This window comes from Streptomyces sp. ICC4 (assembly GCF_003287915.1).
In the GTDB taxonomy this organism is placed as follows: Bacteria; Actinomycetota; Actinomycetes; order Streptomycetales; family Streptomycetaceae; genus Streptomyces; species Streptomyces tritrimontium.
In genome coordinates, this window is the sequence record NZ_CP030286.1 from 8,950,956 (window position 1) to 8,966,300 (window position 15,345).

16 protein-coding genes and 2 pseudogenes are annotated in these 15,345 nt (G+C 72.6%); 12 read left to right on the forward strand and 6 right to left on the reverse strand.

Annotated elements, in window-relative coordinates; all coding sequences use genetic code 11:
• Positions 1–106: 106 nt before the first annotated feature.
• Together DRB89_RS43545 and DRB89_RS42230 are read left to right on the forward strand one after the other, a co-directional pair.
• Positions 107–280 (forward strand): peptidoglycan-binding domain-containing protein, encoded by a 174-nt coding sequence (locus DRB89_RS43545; protein WP_162688967.1) that lies wholly within the window; start codon positions 107–109, stop codon positions 278–280.
• 133 nt (positions 281–413) lie between these two features.
• On the forward strand, positions 414–1,091 hold the full coding sequence (locus tag DRB89_RS42230; protein WP_112453057.1) for an HAD-IA family hydrolase: 678 nt from the start codon (positions 414–416) through the stop codon (positions 1,089–1,091).
• A gap of 1 nt (position 1,092) precedes the next feature.
• Here the strand turns inward: DRB89_RS42230 and DRB89_RS42235 are convergent.
• Positions 1,093–1,362 (reverse strand): annotated as a pseudogene (locus tag DRB89_RS42235) (VOC family protein); the annotation flags it as partial.
• Positions 1,266–2,180, reverse strand: a complete 915-nt coding sequence (locus tag DRB89_RS45790) for an ATP-binding protein (RefSeq protein ID WP_343234841.1) — start codon at positions 2,178–2,180, stop codon at positions 1,266–1,268. The gene DRB89_RS45790 and the pseudogene DRB89_RS42235, both read right to left, overlap by 97 nt.
• 783 nt (positions 2,181–2,963) lie before the next feature.
• Between DRB89_RS45790 and DRB89_RS42245 the strand changes: the two genes are divergently transcribed.
• The 5 genes from DRB89_RS42245 (at position 2,964) to DRB89_RS42265 (ending at position 7,758) form a co-directional block, all read left to right on the forward strand.
• Positions 2,964–3,560 carry a thioredoxin domain-containing protein gene (locus DRB89_RS42245; RefSeq protein WP_239516705.1) on the forward strand — a complete coding sequence of 199 codons (597 nt, stop codon included), beginning with the start codon at positions 2,964–2,966 and terminating at the stop codon, positions 3,558–3,560.
• Positions 3,561–3,622: 62 nt separating this feature from the next.
• Positions 3,623–3,844 carry a hypothetical protein gene (locus DRB89_RS42250; protein WP_112463817.1) on the forward strand — a complete coding sequence of 74 codons (222 nt, stop codon included), beginning with the start codon at positions 3,623–3,625 and terminating at the stop codon, positions 3,842–3,844.
• 156 nt (positions 3,845–4,000) lie between these two features.
• Entirely contained in the window at positions 4,001–5,431 is a 1,431-nt protein-coding gene (locus DRB89_RS42255; RefSeq protein WP_239516951.1) for an MFS transporter, read from the forward strand.
• Positions 5,317–6,479, forward strand: a protein-coding gene (locus tag DRB89_RS42260) for an IS3 family transposase (protein WP_112453061.1) whose coding sequence is annotated in 2 segments (ribosomal slippage) — positions 5,317–5,601 and positions 5,604–6,479 — 1,161 coding nt in all. Because the reading frame shifts where the segments join, the coding sequence is not laid out codon by codon here. The genes DRB89_RS42255 and DRB89_RS42260 overlap by 115 nt, the downstream gene beginning before the upstream one ends.
• A gap of 64 nt (positions 6,480–6,543) precedes the next feature.
• Positions 6,544–7,758, forward strand: a complete 1,215-nt coding sequence (locus DRB89_RS42265; RefSeq protein WP_112463818.1) for a hypothetical protein — start codon at positions 6,544–6,546, stop codon at positions 7,756–7,758.
• Here DRB89_RS42265 and DRB89_RS42270 read toward each other — a convergent pair.
• Positions 7,755–8,837 (reverse strand): serine/threonine-protein kinase, encoded by a 1,083-nt coding sequence (locus tag DRB89_RS42270; protein ID WP_112463819.1) that lies wholly within the window; start codon positions 8,835–8,837, stop codon positions 7,755–7,757. The two genes, DRB89_RS42265 and DRB89_RS42270, sit on opposite strands and share 4 nt — an antisense overlap.
• Positions 8,838–9,024: 187 nt before the next feature.
• Between DRB89_RS42270 and DRB89_RS42275 the strand changes: the two genes are divergently transcribed.
• Positions 9,025–10,221 (forward strand): Bcr/CflA family multidrug efflux MFS transporter, encoded by a 1,197-nt coding sequence (locus tag DRB89_RS42275; RefSeq protein ID WP_112463974.1) that lies wholly within the window; start codon positions 9,025–9,027, stop codon positions 10,219–10,221.
• 44 nt (positions 10,222–10,265) lie between these two features.
• Here DRB89_RS42275 and DRB89_RS42280 read toward each other — a convergent pair.
• Positions 10,266–10,613 (reverse strand): annotated as a pseudogene (locus DRB89_RS42280) (metalloregulator ArsR/SmtB family transcription factor); the annotation flags it as partial.
• A 284-nt stretch (positions 10,614–10,897) separates the two neighbouring features.
• Here DRB89_RS42280 and DRB89_RS42285 point away from each other — a divergent pair.
• Both DRB89_RS42285 and DRB89_RS46225 read left to right on the forward strand, forming a co-directional pair.
• Positions 10,898–11,260, forward strand: coding sequence for a transglycosylase family protein (locus DRB89_RS42285; RefSeq protein ID WP_112452984.1), 363 nt, complete (start codon positions 10,898–10,900; stop codon positions 11,258–11,260).
• A 241-nt stretch (positions 11,261–11,501) separates the two neighbouring features.
• Complete coding sequence (locus tag DRB89_RS46225; RefSeq protein WP_275435606.1) at positions 11,502–11,696, forward strand: putative Ig domain-containing protein; 195 nt, start codon at positions 11,502–11,504, stop codon at positions 11,694–11,696.
• 39 nt (positions 11,697–11,735) lie between these two features.
• Here DRB89_RS46225 and DRB89_RS42295 read toward each other — a convergent pair whose 3' ends face one another.
• Positions 11,736–12,548, reverse strand: a complete 813-nt coding sequence (locus DRB89_RS42295; protein WP_239516953.1) for an ATP-binding cassette domain-containing protein — start codon at positions 12,546–12,548, stop codon at positions 11,736–11,738.
• A 224-nt stretch (positions 12,549–12,772) separates the two neighbouring features.
• Here DRB89_RS42295 and DRB89_RS42300 point away from each other — a divergent pair, with 224 nt between their 5' ends.
• Positions 12,773–13,546 carry a TetR/AcrR family transcriptional regulator gene (locus tag DRB89_RS42300; RefSeq protein WP_112463977.1) on the forward strand — a complete coding sequence of 258 codons (774 nt, stop codon included), beginning with the start codon at positions 12,773–12,775 and terminating at the stop codon, positions 13,544–13,546.
• Here DRB89_RS42300 and DRB89_RS42305 read toward each other — a convergent pair.
• Positions 13,543–13,962, reverse strand: a complete 420-nt coding sequence (locus tag DRB89_RS42305) for a hypothetical protein (RefSeq protein WP_112463820.1) — start codon at positions 13,960–13,962, stop codon at positions 13,543–13,545. The two genes, DRB89_RS42300 and DRB89_RS42305, sit on opposite strands and share 4 nt — an antisense overlap.
• Here DRB89_RS42305 and DRB89_RS42310 point away from each other — a divergent pair.
• Positions 13,954–15,345, forward strand: a complete 1,392-nt coding sequence (locus tag DRB89_RS42310) for a glycoside hydrolase family 36 protein (RefSeq protein ID WP_239516707.1) — start codon at positions 13,954–13,956, stop codon at positions 15,343–15,345. The genes DRB89_RS42305 and DRB89_RS42310 overlap by 9 nt on opposite strands.

Here is a 15,345-nt window from a genome sequence, read left to right on the forward strand (position 1 = left end):
TAAAAAAAACATATTTCTACCCCTCCTCTTCCCTCCTTTCTTTTCCTTTTATTCTTCCCCGGCACCCCTCGCCCCCACGCTGCGGTACGGGGACTCGGGCGCCGAGGTGGAGAAGCTCCAGCGCCTGCTGGCCGCGCGGGGCGTGTACTCGGGCAAGTTCGACGGCAAGTACGGCACGCGCACGGAGAACGCGGTGTCGACGTTCCAGTGGCAGAACGACATCGAGGGCGACGACTGGGGCGTCTACGGTCCGGCGACCCGGCGCGCATTGGAGGGATAGAACACACCCCCGGTGGTGGCGCGGACCCCTCACGGCTTTGTATCCTTCAGGAACAAAGTGGTTCCGTCCTCATTCCCTGACCGGTGGACGGAACCACTTGTTCTCTTTTCCCGCCCCGTCTGGAGCCCCGCCGATGCCGGCCAGCACCACCACCCCCGCCGTCCTGACCGCCAAGGCCCTGCTCCTGGACATGGACGGCACCATCGTCAACTCCGACGCGGTGGTCGAACGCTGCTGGCGCGACTGGGCCGTCTCCCACGGCCTGGACCCGCAGGAGGCCCTCAAGGTGGTCCACGGCCGCCAGGGCTACGCCACGATGGCGATCCTCCTGCCGGACCGCCCGGTCGAGGAGAACCACGCCGAGAACGCGGTGATGCTGGCCCGCGAGACCGCCGACACCGACGGTGTGGTCCCGGTCGGCGGCGCCCCGGAGTTCATGGCCTCCATCAGCAACCTCCCGCACGCCCTGGTCACCTCCGCGGACAAGGCGCTGGCCACGGCCCGGATGACCGCCGCGGCCCTGCCGATGCCGGAGGTCCAGGTGACCGCCGAGTCCGTCAAGGCCAGCAAGCCCCACCCCGAGGGCTTCCTGATGGGCGCGGCCGCGCTCGGCGTGGACCCGGCCGACTGCATCGTCTTCGAGGACTCGGCCGCCGGCATCGCCGCGGGCCGGGCCGCGGGCATGCGCGTCATTGGCGTCGGCCCCCGCGCCGCCGCCCACGCCCCCACCGCCCACGTCCTGGACCTGACGGCCGTCGACGTCACCGCCTCCCCCGACGGCTCCATCACCCTGACGCTCCAGAGCGCCTGACTCACACGACGCAGAACTCGTTGCCCTCGGGATCCTGCAGCACGACGGCGTAGAAGCCCTCGGGCTCGTCCATGACGCGCAGCACCGTCGCGCCCGCCCCGGTGAGCGCCGCGACCTTCTCGTCGACCCTCCGGGTCCGCACCTCGACCGCGACACCGCGCCCGCCTCCGACCTTCAGGTCGAGGTGCACCCGGTTCTTCCCGCTCTTCGCCTCCGGAACCTGCTGGAACCACACCCTCGGCCCCCGCCCCGCCGGATCCACGATCTGCTCCTTATACACATCTGACCCTGCTGTTCGAGCCGTGCCCGGTCCTCCTGGCCGACCCGGGTCCAGTCCCCGGCCAGAGCGCGGGCCTGGTGCAGGAGGTGACTGGCGCCGGTGCCGCAGAAGAGGAGCGAGATGCCCAGCTTGTTGCGCAGGTAGTCGAAGTGGGGCAGCACGGTCGCCAGCTGCTGCACGGTGGCGCGGTCGATGTCGTCGATGAGCAGCAGGCGGGTCTGGGCGCTCTCCAGGACATAGTTGACCGGCAGGGTCAGGTCGGGGTGCCGGCGCATCTCTAGGACTTCAGCCAGGCTTTTCGGCTCAGGATTCAAGCCCAGGTAGGAGGCGATCTCCCAGACCCAGTTCACCTTCGGTTCCGGGTCCACGGGGGTGGTGATATGGACCACCGGGATCGTGTTCTGCTGCCGGCCACCCGTGCCGGCTTCGATCTCCTGCTGGGCTGCGCGCCCCACCGCCCGCAGCAGGCAGGTCTTTCCGGTACCGGCCGGCCCGTCGATGACATGGTCCATCAGGCCCGCCCGGCGCCCGCTGTTGAGATGGACGGCCTGAACGACCGTCTCCTGCAGGTGGGACATGGCGTCGGTGGGCACCATCCGCAGGTGCCGGTGGTAGGCGATGGCCCGCTCGTCCGTGCGCCTCTCCGGGCCCGGGCCGCCGTCCGTCCGCGCGGGCGGTGCCACTTCCTCGTCGACGAAATGGTTCCAGCCGGTGACCTGGAACAGCGGCAGAGGCCGCATCGGAGTGTCCTTGAGCTGCTGGCGCAGGCGCGCCTCGCGCTTGTCGCGCAATTCCACGGAGGCCTTCATCGTGATCCCTGTTCGTCGGCGGGTACTGCGTCCCTCCTGTGAGGAGGCCGGTTCGGGCGTGGAGAGCGTGCCCGCTTGGCGGGCCACGGGGCGGCCCGTCGCGTTTGAGGGGCGGGCGACGGTGGCGAGCGGCCGCGGCCTGTGCGGTTCATGGCCGATGCTCCGGGCTGCCTACGCCTCCCACGCGTCGATGACGTCCTCGTCGCTGCCGCTGTCCGTACCAGCGCCGAGGTCGTCGAGGAGCTCGGCCTCGACGGCCTCGTACTCCTCGGCCGGCGTCAGGCCGACGTCGGCGTGGGGCGGGCCGCCGGCCTCGCAGCCGGAGGGGACGAAGAGGGCCGTGAGCGGGTGCGGAGCCTGCGTGCCCTCTCGCTTCCTGGCCCCAGGCCCGGCCGTGTCTGGGGTCCTGTCCGCAGGCGGGGGAGCCAGAGGGGAGATGGGCAGTCCCGGGCGGGGCCGCAGGGTCGAAAGGTCGTACTCCTCCAGACCTGCGTAGGGGCCTTAGGGTGGTGCGGGGAGTTTGGGTGCTTTTCGGGTGAGAGGTTTGGTTTTATGGTGCGCGGAGGCGTGCGGATGCGCAGGTCGGGGAACCTGGTCGCGGGGGTCGCCGCCGCCGCGTTGCTGGTCGGGGCGGTCGCCGGGTGCGGGTCGGGTACGGGGTCCGGGTCGGGGTCCGGCTCCGGGTCTGGTTCCGGGTCCGGGTCCGGCTCCGGGTCTGGTTCCGGGTCCGGCTCGGGGTTCGGTGCGGGTGGGGGGAGGCCTTCGGCGACCTCGGAGGTGGTGGTGCGGACCAGCCCGATCGCGGACCGGCTCGCGGAGCTGCCGGCGATGGTGGACGGGCCGAAGGTCGTGGTCGGCAGGGCGGACGCGCCGCGTACCGCGCAGGTGCTGGTGGATCCGAAGTGCGGGCATTGCGCGCAGTTCGAGGAGACCGGTGGCGAGGCTTTGCTGGAGCTCGCGGTGGATGGCCGGGTGAAGATCGAGTACGGGCTGGCGTCGTTCCTGGACCAGGGCGGGGCGAGCGGTTCGGTCAAGGCGGTGAACGCGTTGCGGGCGTCGGCGGAGGCGGGGAAGTTCGCGGAGTACCTCGCGGCGGTCTTCGCGAGTCAGCCGAGGGGGAAGTACACGGACGAGCTGCTGCTGAAGATCGCGGATGTGGTGCCGGGGCTGCGCGGGGAGGACTTCGACGCGGCGGTGGCGGGGAAGCGGTACGGCGGGTGGGTCGCCGAGGCGGAGCGGGGCTTCGAGGCGACGGGCGCGCAGGCGACGCCGTTGGTGTTGGTGGACGGGAAGCCGGTCGGGTCGAGGGACGGGTCGATGTTCGATGCGGCCGCGTTCAAGGAGGCGTTGAAGCGCGTGGGGATCGGGGCGCCGGCCTGAGCCCGGTCTGAGCCCGGTCTGAGTCGCGAGTCCGTCGGGGGGTGTCGGCCTAGGGTTGGGCCATGGTCGAGATTCCCGGGATTCCCGCTCTGCCCGAGGCGTTCGTACGGGCGCAGTTGCGTGACCACGGCGTCGCGGGGCGGGAGTTCGTCGAGGCGCTGCCCGCGCGGGTGGCGTTGTTCCTGGAGCGGTGGGGGCTGCGGGTGACGGGGCCGGGCATGTACGCGGCTGTGGCGCTGGTGCTCCCTGTTGAGCGGGCCGACTGGTCTCCGGCCGCTCTGTAGTTGCAGGATCGGGATGAGGAGACCGCGGGGGAGTCGCCCTCGCTCCGCGCGCGGGCCGGGGCGGGTCGCGTACGGTTTGCGGCGGCCTATGAAGGTACGGGGACACTTTGGCTGGCGCGGGGGTCGGATGGGTATAAGAGACAGCCTCCGGCGGGGATCCGGCGCCGACCGGCCTGGGCCGGCCGCAACTACACCCTGCTGACGGGTGCGGCGGTCGTGACGAACCTCGGGAGCCACGGAGCGCTCATCGCGGCCACCTTCGCGGTGATGGAGTCCGGCGGCTCGACCGGCGACGTCGGCCTGGTGGCCGCCGCCCGCACGCTGCCGCTCGTCCTCTTCCTCCTCATCGGCGGGGCCATCGCCGACCGGGTGCCGCGCCACCGCGTCATGGTCGCGGCCAACGCCCTGAACTGCCTCTCGCAGGCAGCCTTCGCCGTCCTCGTCCTGACCGGCGACCCACAGCTGTGGCAGATGATGCTGCTCACCGCGCTGTGCGGCACCGGTACGGCCTTCTTCAACCCGGCCGCCGAGGGCATGCTCCTGTCCAGCGTCTCCGGCGAGCACGCCAACCGCGCCTTCGCCCTGTTCCGGATGGCCATGAACGGCGCCGGCATCGGCGGCGCGGCCCTCGGCGGAGCCATGGCCGCCACGATCGGCACCGGCTGGGTCCTCGCCGTGGACGCCGCCGCCTTCGCCGTCGCCGGAGCCCTGCGGGCCTTCCTCGACGTCGGCGACATCGCCGACCGGGCCCCCGGCGGCGGCCTGCTGGCGGACCTGCGCGAGGGCTGGGTGGAGTTCAGGAGCCGCCCCTGGCTGTGGAGCATCGTGCTCCAGTTCTCCGTCGTCGTCGCGGTCGTCGGCGCCGCGGACGCGGTCTACGGACCCATGGTCGCCCGCGACCACCTGGGCGGGCCGCTTCCCTGGGGCCTGGCCCTGGCCTTCTTCGGCATCGGCACCATCGGCGGGGCCGTCCTGATGATGGCCTGGAAGCCGCGCCGCCTGCTCCTGGTGGGCACCCTGTGCGTGTTCCCGCTGGCGCTGCCCGCGGCCGGGCTGGCCGTGCCGCTGCCGGTGTGGGGCCTGTGCGCGGTGATGTTCGTGAGCGGCGCGGCCATCGAGGTCTTCGGCGTGAACTGGATGACGACGATGCACCAGGAGATCCCGGAGGACAAGTTCTCCCGGGTCTCCGCCTACGACTGGTTCGGCTCGGTCTCCATGCTCCCGCTGGCCACGGCCCTCGCGGGCCCGGTGGAGTCCGCCATCGGCCGCACCTCGGCCCTCTGGGGCTGCGCGGCCCTGGTCGTCACGGTCACCGCCGCGGTCCTCGTGGTCCCCGACGTCCGGCGGATGACCCGCAAACAAGCGAAGCCCGTCCCCGCCGGCCTCCCCGCCGCCCTCGCCGCGGGTCTGCCGCACGATCGGGTGACATCTGAACTGGCTTGCCTTGCATGGCAGGTGGGAAGGATGTCGCTGTGCCCAAGCCTTATCCCCAGGAGTTCCGCGAGGACGTCGTGCGGGTCGCGAGGAACCGCGGTCCGGGCGTCACGGTCGAGCAGGTGGCCGCCGACTTCGGCGTCCACGCGATGACGTTGTGGAAGTGGATGCGCCGCGCGGACATCGACGACGGCGTGAAGCCCGGGACGACCAGCCAGGAGAGCGCGGAACTGAGGGAAGCGCGTCGGCGGATCAAGCTGCTGGAGCAGGAGAACGAGGTCCTGCGGCGGGCGGCGGCCTATCTGTCGCAGGCGAACCTGCCGGGAAAAGGATCTACCCGCTCGTGAAGGAGCTGGCCGGCGACGGGGTGCCCGTCACGGTCGCGTGCCGGGTGCTGAAGCTCGCCAGACAGCCCTACTACCGCTGGCTCGACGAGCCGGTGACCGCAGCCGAGGTCGAGGAGGCCCATCGCGCGCAGGCGCTGTTCGCCGCGCACCGCGACGACCCGGAGTTCGGCTACCGCTTCCTGGCCGACGAGGCCCGCGACGCGGGTGCAGGCATGGCTGACCGCACCGCCTGGCGGATCTGCCGGGACAACCAGTGGTGGAGCGTGTTCGGCAAGAAACGCGGCCGGGCCAAGAAGGCGGGCCCGCCGGTCCACGACGACCTGGTGAACCGCGTCTTCACCGCGACCGGCCCGAACCGCCTGTGGCTCACCGACATCACCGAACACGCCACCGGCGAGGGCAAGCTGTATCTCTGCGCGGTCAAGGACGCCTTCAGCAACCGCATCGTGGGCTACTCCATCGACGCCCGGATGAAGTCCCGCTTGGCAGTGACCGCCCTGGACAACGCCGTCGCCCGGCGACAGAGCGTCGCCGGATGCATCCTGCACAGCGACAGAGGATCGCAATTTCGCTCCCGGAAACTCGTCCGGGCCCTCGGCCGCCACCAGATGGTCGGCTCGATAGGAAGAGTCGGGGCGGCCGGCGACAACGCGGCCATGGAGTCCTTCTTCAGCCTGCTGCAGAAGAACGTCCTCGACCGACGCACCTGGTCCACCCGCGAGGAACTGCGGATCGCGATCGTGACCTGGATCGAACGGACCTACCACCGACGCCGCAGACAAGCCGCCCTCGGCCGGCTGACCCCCGTCGAATACGAGACCGTCATGACCACGTCGGCTCTTCAGGCCGCGTGACTGAACCTGTCACCCAACGCTGCATCAGACCCCCCCCTCGCTGCTCAGCCAGCAGCTGACAGAGATGGAACCCAAGGACATCGGCCGGTCCCTGATCGCCCTGTCAGGCATGAGCCATCTGCTGGACGAGGAATACAGACTGCGCGGCCTCGCGCTGGAGAGCCAGATCGACCTCGAGAAGGCTCAAACGGAGCACGAGAAGCAACGGCGCGCCGAAGAGCAGGTGATGGACGCTGTGCGAGCCCGACAGGCCGCCCGAGACAGCCTCGAAGCTGGCCGAGCGGCGTGGCAGTGCTACCTCGCGGCCTCCTACCGTGAGGCCTGCGCTCTCGACGAGAGCATCGCCGTGAAGGTCCGAGCCGCACAGGAGGCCGTCGCGGCCGCCGAGGCCTCCGCACAGGAAGCCGACGACCGCGAGAGCACGCTCAGATCGGCTACCGACCTCGCCGACTTGGAGCGCCAGGCCGCACAGAACTGGTCAAACGCTCAGCAACTCAGCAGCGAACTCGCACAGAAACTCACCGAGTTCACGACCTGGCACGCGGTGCTGATCGAGGAGCGCTCCACCCTTCTGCCCCATATTCAGGGCTGGGACGGAAGCGACACGGCTACCACCGCCAACCGACTAGAGCTGGGCAGGCGCGACCACCTCAAGGCGGAGCAGGCTCGCGATGCTGCCGAGGCCGCCGTCACCCGCGCCGAGAAGCACTTGAACGACGTCGAGCAAGGCCGCAGCGGGACCGCCGGCCGCGCCATCGACCTGCTGAGCGACCGCGGCATCCCCGCCTTCGGCCTGCTCGACCAGATCGATCTGGAGGCGACCGCCCGTCCGCTGTGGGAGCCGCGCCTTGCTCCCTGGAGCGATGCCGTTGTGGTCCAGCCCCGCCACGAGCACCGGGCCCGAGGTCTCCTTCACACCGCCCTGCCCGGAACCCAGATCGTCATCTGCGACCTCCAGCGGGAACCGCTGCCCGAAGGAGTTCGCAGCAATCTGAACCTGGCACGCTTCCTGACGGCCCTCAACGAGCGCTTCGGCCCCACGGCCGACGGCGCCGATGTCCACGACCAGGCGCTGGCCCTGACCGTCACGGGCGGTTTCACCACCCCGCTGGCCGGACGTGAAACCCGGCTGCAGCAGGCCCGTCGGCAACTCGCCGACGCCAATACGCAAGTGGCAGAAAACGCCAACACCCTGACAGCCGCTGCCGCTGGCGTCACCCTGGCCCACACCCCTGTCTCTTATACCCATCCGCCGCTGCCGACGCTCTCCTCTCTCTAGATCTCGGCGCGGCCCGGAGCCGGGGCCGGGGGAGCGGGCCGGTCCGGGCCGGACGCCTCGCGCTCGAGCAGGGCCACGGCGTGCTGCCCGAGCTGCGCGATCAGCGCACCCGGAAGCCACAGGGCCGGAGCGTTCCCCGAGTCCCCGGCGGCCTCGGTGCTCCCGGCGTCCTCGGCGGCCCGCGCGAGCACCTCGGCGGGGGTCGGCCGCGCGGCCGGATCCTTGCGCAGGCAGTCGTGTACGAGGTCGCGCAGTTCGGCCGGTACGCCGCTCAGGTCCGGTTCCGCTTCGGTGACGCGCATCAGGAGCGCCGCGATGCCTCCGGACTGCTCCGGGTCCCCGAACGGCAGCCGTCCGGTGGCGGCGTAGGCGAGCACGGCGCCGAGGCCGAAGACGTCGCAGGCGGGGGTCACGGGCGTGCCGTACACCTGCTCGGGGGCGAGGAAGCCGGGGGAGCCGAGGAGTTCGCCGGTCTGGGTCAGGACGGGATCGCCGGTGGCCTCCAGGGTCCTGGCGATGCCGAAGTCGATGACGCGGGGCCCGTCGACCGTGAGCAGGATGTTGCCGGGCTTCAGGTCCCGGTGGACGAGGCCGGCGCGGTGGATGTCCTGCAGGGCGTACGCGAGTCCCTGGGCCAGGACCCGCAGGGACGCGACCGGCAGCGGCCCGAAGTCGCGGCCGACGGCCTGGCGCAGGCTCGGCCCGGCGATGTAGGCGGTGGCCAGCCAGGGGACCTCCGCGTCGGGGTCGGCGTCGAGGACCGGCGCGGTCCAGGCTCCGCCGACGACGCGGGCGGCGGCGGCCTCGCGGCGGAAACGGGCGCGGAAGCCGGGGTGCGCGGCGAGGTGGGGGTGGATCAGCTTCACGGCGGCGGTGTGCCCGGCGGCTCCGGCATCCGCGCCGGGGCCGGGACCGGTGCCAGTGTCGGTGCCCGTGCGCGCGCCGAGGCCGGTGTCCGACTCCCTGCCCGGCTGGTCCGAGCGGCCGAGGAAGACCTGGCCCATGCCGCCGGTGCCGAGGCGCGCGAGCAGCCGGTAGGGACCGATGTGGTCCGGGTCCCGTGGGTGCAGTTGTTCCATGACGGTGTGGTCCTCCCCCTGGGACTCGCCGGAGGACGACAATAGTGCCGCCGCGCGCGGTCCCGGGTGCGGGGGTGCCGTTGCCCGCGGCCGCCCGAACGGGCCGGGACCCGGACGGAGTCCGGGACGCCCCCGAAGCGGTGCGCCCGCAGCCCGCGCCCACCCCGCGGGGGTCGGCCGGCAGGGGCTGCTCGTCACCTTCATCCTCGGTGGGCTCACCGCGCTGCCCCCGCTGTCCATGGACATGTACCTGCCGGCCCTACCGGCGGTGACCACCGCCCTGAACAGCCCGGCCGCCACCGTCCAGCTCACCCTCACCGCCTGCCTCGCCGGCATGGCGCTCGGCCAACTGGTCATCGGCCCCATGAGCGACAAGTGGGGCCGGCGCACCCCGCTGCTGATCGGCATGGTCGTCTACGTCCTGGCCACCGCCACCTGCGCCTTCGCCCCGACCGCCGAGCTGCTGATCGGCTTCCGCCTGCTCCAGGGCCTGGCCGGCGCGGCCGCGATCGTCATCGCGCGGGCCGTCGTACGCGACTTGTACGACGGGGTCGAGATGGCCCGGTTCTTCTCCACCCTGATGCTCATATCCGGCGTGGCCCCGATCATCGCCCCGCTCATCGGCGGCCAGATCCTGCGCTTCGCCGACTGGCGCGGCGTCTTCGTCGTCCTGACCGTCATCGGCGCCGTCCTGACCTTCACGGTCTGGCACAAGCTGGACGAGACGCTGCCGCCCGAACGCCGCCAGACCGGCGGGGTCGGCGCCGCGCTGTCGACCATGCGCGGGCTCTTCGCCGACCGCGTCTTCGCCGGCTACACCCTGGCCGGCGGCTTCTCCTTCGCGGTCCTCTTCTCCTACATAGCCGCCTCGCCGTTCGTGGTGCAGGAGATCTACGGTGCTTCGCCGCAGACCTTCAGCCTGCTGTTCGGCGTCAACTCCGTCGGCCTGATCGCGGTCGGCCAGGTCAACGGCAAGCTGCTGGTCGGCCGGGTCAGCATGGACAAGGTCCTGGCGGTCGGACTGGCGGTCATCACGGCCGCCTCGGTGGCCCTGCTCCTCATGTCGACCGGGGCGTTCGGCGAGGTCGGGCTCTTCCCGGTCTGCGCGGGGCTCTTCGTCCTGATGTCGGCGATGGGCCTGGTGCTGCCCAACACCAACGCGCAGGCCCTGATGCGCGCCCCGCACGCGGCCGGCTCGGCCTCCGCGCTGCTCGGCACCTCCTCGTTCCTGGTCGGGGCCGTCGCCTCGCCGCTGGTCGGGATCGCCGGCGAGGACACGGCGGTGCCGATGGCGCTGGTCCAGCTGACGTGCTCGCTGCTGGCGGTCGGCTGCTTCGCCGCGCTGTGCCGCCCCTGGCGCAAGCCCGAGCCGCAGGCGGCCTGAGCCGGATCCGGCCACGCCGGCGTTTGGGGCGCGGGGTCCGGGGTGTCGTGGGGCGGGAGCGAGCCCAGCTGGTGGTCGGCGACGTTCAGGGCCTCGTCGACGAGCCGCCGCAGGTGTCCGTGGCGCAGGGCGTAGACGACTCGGCGCCCGTCCTTGCGGGTGGTGACCAGGCCGGCCAGCCGGAGTTTGGCGAGGTGCTGGCTGACGGACGGCCGCGCGGCTCCGCAGGCCTCCGTGAGGGTGGTGACATCGGCCTCGCCCCGGCCGAGCTCGTCGAGCAGGGCGAGGCGGGTGGCGTCGGCGAGCAGCGCCAGGACGGATACGGCGGCCGCCAGGCGCTCGGCCTGCTCCTGCGGGTTCTGCGCATCTGCGATGTGCGTGCTTGCGCTCATGTGCACATGTTACGTCGCCGGCGCCGCGCGAGCGTCGGGAGGAGGCGGCCGGAGGAGGTGGCCGGAGGGGCGTCGGCGCGGTCGGGAGCGCCGTGCGGGCCGTGCCGCGACGGCCTTCTGAGGGCTCTGGAGCGTCCGTTCGGGTGGAGTGGGGCCTTCGCGGGTGCCAAGTGCCGCTGGAAGCATGCCGGTCCGTGCTGTGCTGTGGCCACGGCCTTTGAACGGCCGTACGCGGGCCCGCCCGCTGTTCGCGGCAGGTCCGCCCCAACAGCGAAGGAGGACTGATGTCGCACTACCGCAAGGACCGGCCAAGCCGGCGCGCGATTGCCCAACTGCTGGCCTCTGTAGTCTTGTTGACCGTGGCATTGCTGGACGTTTCCGGGGCCCACGCCGCCGCGGTGCACTCCAAACCGAACCCCGACTGGGATGCCATCGCCCGTTGCGAGTCCAGCGGGAACTGGCGGGCGAACACCGGCAACGGCCATTACGGCGGACTGCAGTTCACCCAGTCGAGCTGGAACGCGGCAGGGGGCCGCAGGTACGCACCGCGGGCCGACCTCGCCACGAAGGCGGAGCAGATCGCGACGGCGAGGAGGCTCGCCAAGATGCAGGGCATGGGGGCCTGGACCTGCGCACGCCGCCGCTGAACGGCCGCCCCAAGCTCTGGAGTTCCTCAAGTCGGGTTGGTCCGGGGGCCGCGCGGGGGATTCCCCTGGCACGGACCGGATGGGACCGGACCGCAGAACGGGGGCAGGACATGGAATTCCTGGTGATCCTGGGGTTCATCCTCATCGTGCTGATCGTGGCCGCGTCGGGGGGACGCGGCCACGATCAGCACGATGAGGATGAGCCCCAGGATCACCAGGAATTCCATGTCCTGCCCCCGTTCTGCGGGGGAAGCCCCCCGTCCGCTACGCCGCCACCGGACTCCCCTGGGGCCTGACCCTCGACGCCAACACCGGCCGCATCACCGGCAAACCCTGGAGCAGCGGCACCGTCCAGATCACCGCCACCGCCACCGCCACCGACAGCACCGGAACCACCGCCGCCACCGCCTTCCCCCTCACCATCAACTGGTTCTGAGACGGGGCGGGGGCGGGCTCGTACGAGCCCGCCCCCACGTCACGCGCCCGACAGCGGATCCAGCTCGCGGCGCCGGCGGCTGATCGAGTCGGGGTCCCAGCCCGGCCTGGGCACGGAGGCCAGCAGCAGCCGTGTGTACGGGTGGTGGGGGTCGGTGAGCAGCTCCGAGACGGGCCGGTGTTCCATCGTCCGGCCGCGGTACATGACGAGCGCCTCGTCGCACACGTAGCGGACGACCGCCAGGTCGTGGCTGACGAAGACCAAGCCGATGCCGGTGTCGCGGCGGATGTCGGAGAGCAGGTTGAGCACCTGCGCCTGCACCGACACGTCCAGGGCGGACACCGCCTCGTCCAGCACCAGGACGGCGGGTTCGACGGCGAGCGCCCGGGCGATCGCGGCGCGCTGGCGCTGTCCGCCCGAGAGCCTGCGGGGCAGCGCGGCCGCCTCGCGGTCGCCGAGCCCGACCTGGGCCAGCAGTTCCTTGACCCGGGCGGCGCGTGCCGTCCGGTCGGACATCCCGTGCAGCTGGAGCACCCCGTCGACCGTCGCCCCGATGCCGATCCGGGAGTCCAGGGAGAGGTAGGGGTCCTGGAAGACGATCTGGACGGCCTTGGCGCGGGCCAGCCGGGCGGCCCGCCCCCGTACGGAGGCGGCGAGCGGCTGCCCCTGGACGAGGATCTCCCCCGCGTCGGGGCGTTCGAGGCCGACCAGCATCCGGGCCGTGGTGGTCTTCCCGGAACCGGACTCCCCCACGATGCCGAGCGCGCCGCCCGGCCGTACGGAGAAGGACAGGTCGTCGACGGCGACGACCTCCGTCCCGCCGGTCCGGTAGATCTTGCGCAGGCCGCTCACCCTGAGGAGGTCCGGGGCGCCGCCGGGCTCACGGGCGCCGGCCGTCAGCTCGCCGGCCGTCAGCTCGCCGTCTGTTCTGGGCTCGGTGGTCAACGGTCCTCCTCGCGGGCGAGGTCGGCCGGCAGGTGGGCGGCGGCCGCGGCCCGGCCGGGCCCGCCCAGCCCCGGCCGTCCCCGCCCCGAGGCCCCACGCCCCCTTCTGCCGCACCCTCTAGGGTGGTCGGCATGGCACAGGAACAGGGCCGCACGCCCGGTAAGACCGCGGCGGGCCGGGGCGGCCGGGCCGCCCGGGGCGGTTACGCGGTGGGCGACGCCCGCCGCCGGATGATCCTCGACACCGCCGTCGAGCACTTCGCGCAATGGGGCTTCAACGCCTCCTCGCTGGCCCGGATCGCACAGGACTGCGGGATCACCCAGGGCGGCCTGCTGCACCACTTCCGGGGCAAGGAGGACCTGCTGCTGTCGGTCCTGGCGCGGAGCGAGGAGCACGACGTCGACCGGCTCTTCAGCCCGCCGGGCGAGGGGTTCCCCCCGGTCGCCGAGCACTTCGCCGCGGTCGTCGCCCTCGCGGCGGACAACGCCCGCCGGCCCGGCATCGTACGGATGTACAACACGCTGGTCGGGGAGTCCGGAAACCCCGACCACCCCGCGCACGACCACTTCCGGCAGCGCTACGCCCGGGTGCTGGGTCACACCGTCGGCCTGCTGGAGGCGGGGGCGGCGCGCGGCGAGGTCCGGCCGGGGACGGACTGCGAGGCTGTCGGCCGCGAGATCCTCGCGGTGATGGACGGGCTGCAGATCCAGTGGGTCCTGGACCCGGAGGGCGTGGACATGCCGGGCCTGTTGGCCGGGTACCTGGACCGGCGGCTGCGGGACATCACGGTGGCGGGCGCGGGCCTGGCTGCGGGTGCGGGTCTGGGCACGGGTGCGGGCCTGGGCCTGGGCGGGGGCGCGGGTCTGGGGCGCGCGGAAGGGGCCTCGTCCTCGTCCTCGTCCTAGTTCGGGCTGAAGGACGGGAGCGCGCCCAGCACCTTCTCAAGGCCCTTCGGGATCTTGGTGTCGGCGGCCGCGACCTCGTGACCGTCGTGCCTGAAGGCATAGGTGAACCCGTCGGCGACGGGCTGGTCGGGGACGGAGATCCGGGGCAGGTGGGCGAAGTCCGCCTCCCGGAGGGCGGTCCTCAGCTTCGCGAGGGCGGCCGCCGAGAGCTTGTCCCTGCCGATCACCGCGGCCTTCGCATCGAGCCGCAGGAACGATCCGTCGCTCTTGATGATCAGCGTGCTGTTCTTCCCCGCGAGGCCGCCGCTGCGGGTGACCGCGACGAGGGTCATCTCGGCGGCGGGCGGCGAGGGGCTCGGCGCGGGAGCGGGGGCGGACCCCCGCCTGCCCTCGTCCCGGGTGCCGGGGTGGTGCACCGGCTCCTGCTCGTCCCCCGCTCGCCGTCCGTGGCGGTGGCCGCGCGGATCCTGCGCGCCCGGTTCCGCGCCGAGCTCGCCCCCATGCCGGTGCCCGAAGCGGCCCGCACCCCCGTCTACTCCACCTGGTACGCCTTCAACCAGGACGTCAGCGCGGCCGCCGTCGAAACCCAGGCCGAACTGGCCGCCGGCCTCGGCTGCGGCGCACTCATCCTGGACGACGGCTGGCAGGAGCTGGGCCACGGCCGCGGCTACGCCGGCTGCGGCGACTGGCGCCCCGACCGGGCCAAGTTCCCCGACTTCGCCGGGCACGTGGCCCGCGTCCGCGCCCACGGGCTGAGCTACCTGGCCTGGGTGGCGCCCCTGCTGCTCGGCCCCGGAGCCGCCGGCCACGGCCGGTGGGCGCACTGCGCGCCCGCCCCCGCCACCGTGCCCGGCGCGCACGTGCTCGACCCGCGCCGCCCCGAGGTGCGCGCCCACGTGGTCCGGCTCTGCGTCCGGCTGGTCCGGGAGTACGGACTCGACGGACTCAAGCTCGACTTCCTCGACCAGGCCATGGTGTACGCGGACGACGGCGCGGGCGATGTCGGACGGGCCATGGTGGCCCTGCTGACGGACCTCCGGCAGGCCCTGGAAGCCGTCCGCCCCGGGCTGCTCCTCGAACTGCGCCAGCCCTACACGGGACCGGGCATGGCCCCCTTCGGCAACATGCTGCGCTCCTTCGACTGCCCGGCCGACGCGACCGCCAACCGGGTCCGCACCCTCGACACCGCCCTGCTCGCCGTCGGCGGGGCCGTCCACTCCGACATGCTCCTGTGGTCGCCCGACGCGCCCGTGGCCGCGGTGGCCCGGCAGCTGATCGGGGCCCTGCACGCGGTGCCGCAGATCTCCGTACGACTGGACCGGGTACCGGCGGCGCACCGGGAGGCGGTGGGCTTCTGGCTGCGGCAGTGGCGCCTGCACCGGGAGCTGTTGCTCGACGGGGAGGTCGAGCCGGGACGGCCCGACGAGCTGTACCCGCTGGTGCGGGCGAGCGCCGGGGACCGCTGCCTGATCAGCGTGCACGGAGACCGGGTCGTCCCGCTGGACTTCTCCGCGCACCGCCGCTTCCACCTGGTCAACGGCTCGGACCGGGACCGGGTGATGGTGGAGGCCAGCCGCCCCGCTTCGCGGGCGACCGCGTGGGCGCAGCCGACCCCGTGGGCGCGGCCGACCCCGTGGGCGCGGCCGACCCCGTGGGCGCGGCCGACCCCGCGGGTGCAGCCGGCCCCGCGGGTGAGGGCGGGGGCGCCGGTGAGGGGCGGTGGTCTGGTCGCTCCGGCATCGCAGGTCAGCTCCCGGTCGAACGGGTGTTTACGGGCAAGGGGCAGGATATCCGGGTGA

What these genes read in the sequence shown, in the direction of transcription:
- DRB89_RS42230 (WP_112453057.1), top strand. Translation starts at nt 414, where the DNA reads ATGCCGGCCAGCACCACCACCCCCGCCGTCCTGACCGCCAAGGCCCTG.
- DRB89_RS45790 (WP_343234841.1), bottom strand. Translation starts at nt 2,180, where the DNA reads ATGAAGGCCTCCGTGGAATTGCGCGACAAGCGCGAGGCGCGCCTGCGC.
- DRB89_RS42250 (WP_112463817.1), top strand. Translation starts at nt 3,623, where the DNA reads ATGGTCGAGATTCCCGGGATTCCCGCTCTGCCCGAGGCGTTCGTACGG.
- DRB89_RS42265 (WP_112463818.1), top strand. Translation starts at nt 6,544, where the DNA reads ATGGAACCCAAGGACATCGGCCGGTCCCTGATCGCCCTGTCAGGCATG.
- DRB89_RS42270 (WP_112463819.1), bottom strand. Translation starts at nt 8,837, where the DNA reads ATGGAACAACTGCACCCACGGGACCCGGACCACATCGGTCCCTACCGG.
- DRB89_RS42285 (WP_112452984.1), top strand. Translation starts at nt 10,898, where the DNA reads ATGTCGCACTACCGCAAGGACCGGCCAAGCCGGCGCGCGATTGCCCAA.
- DRB89_RS42300 (WP_112463977.1), top strand. Translation starts at nt 12,773, where the DNA reads ATGGCACAGGAACAGGGCCGCACGCCCGGTAAGACCGCGGCGGGCCGG.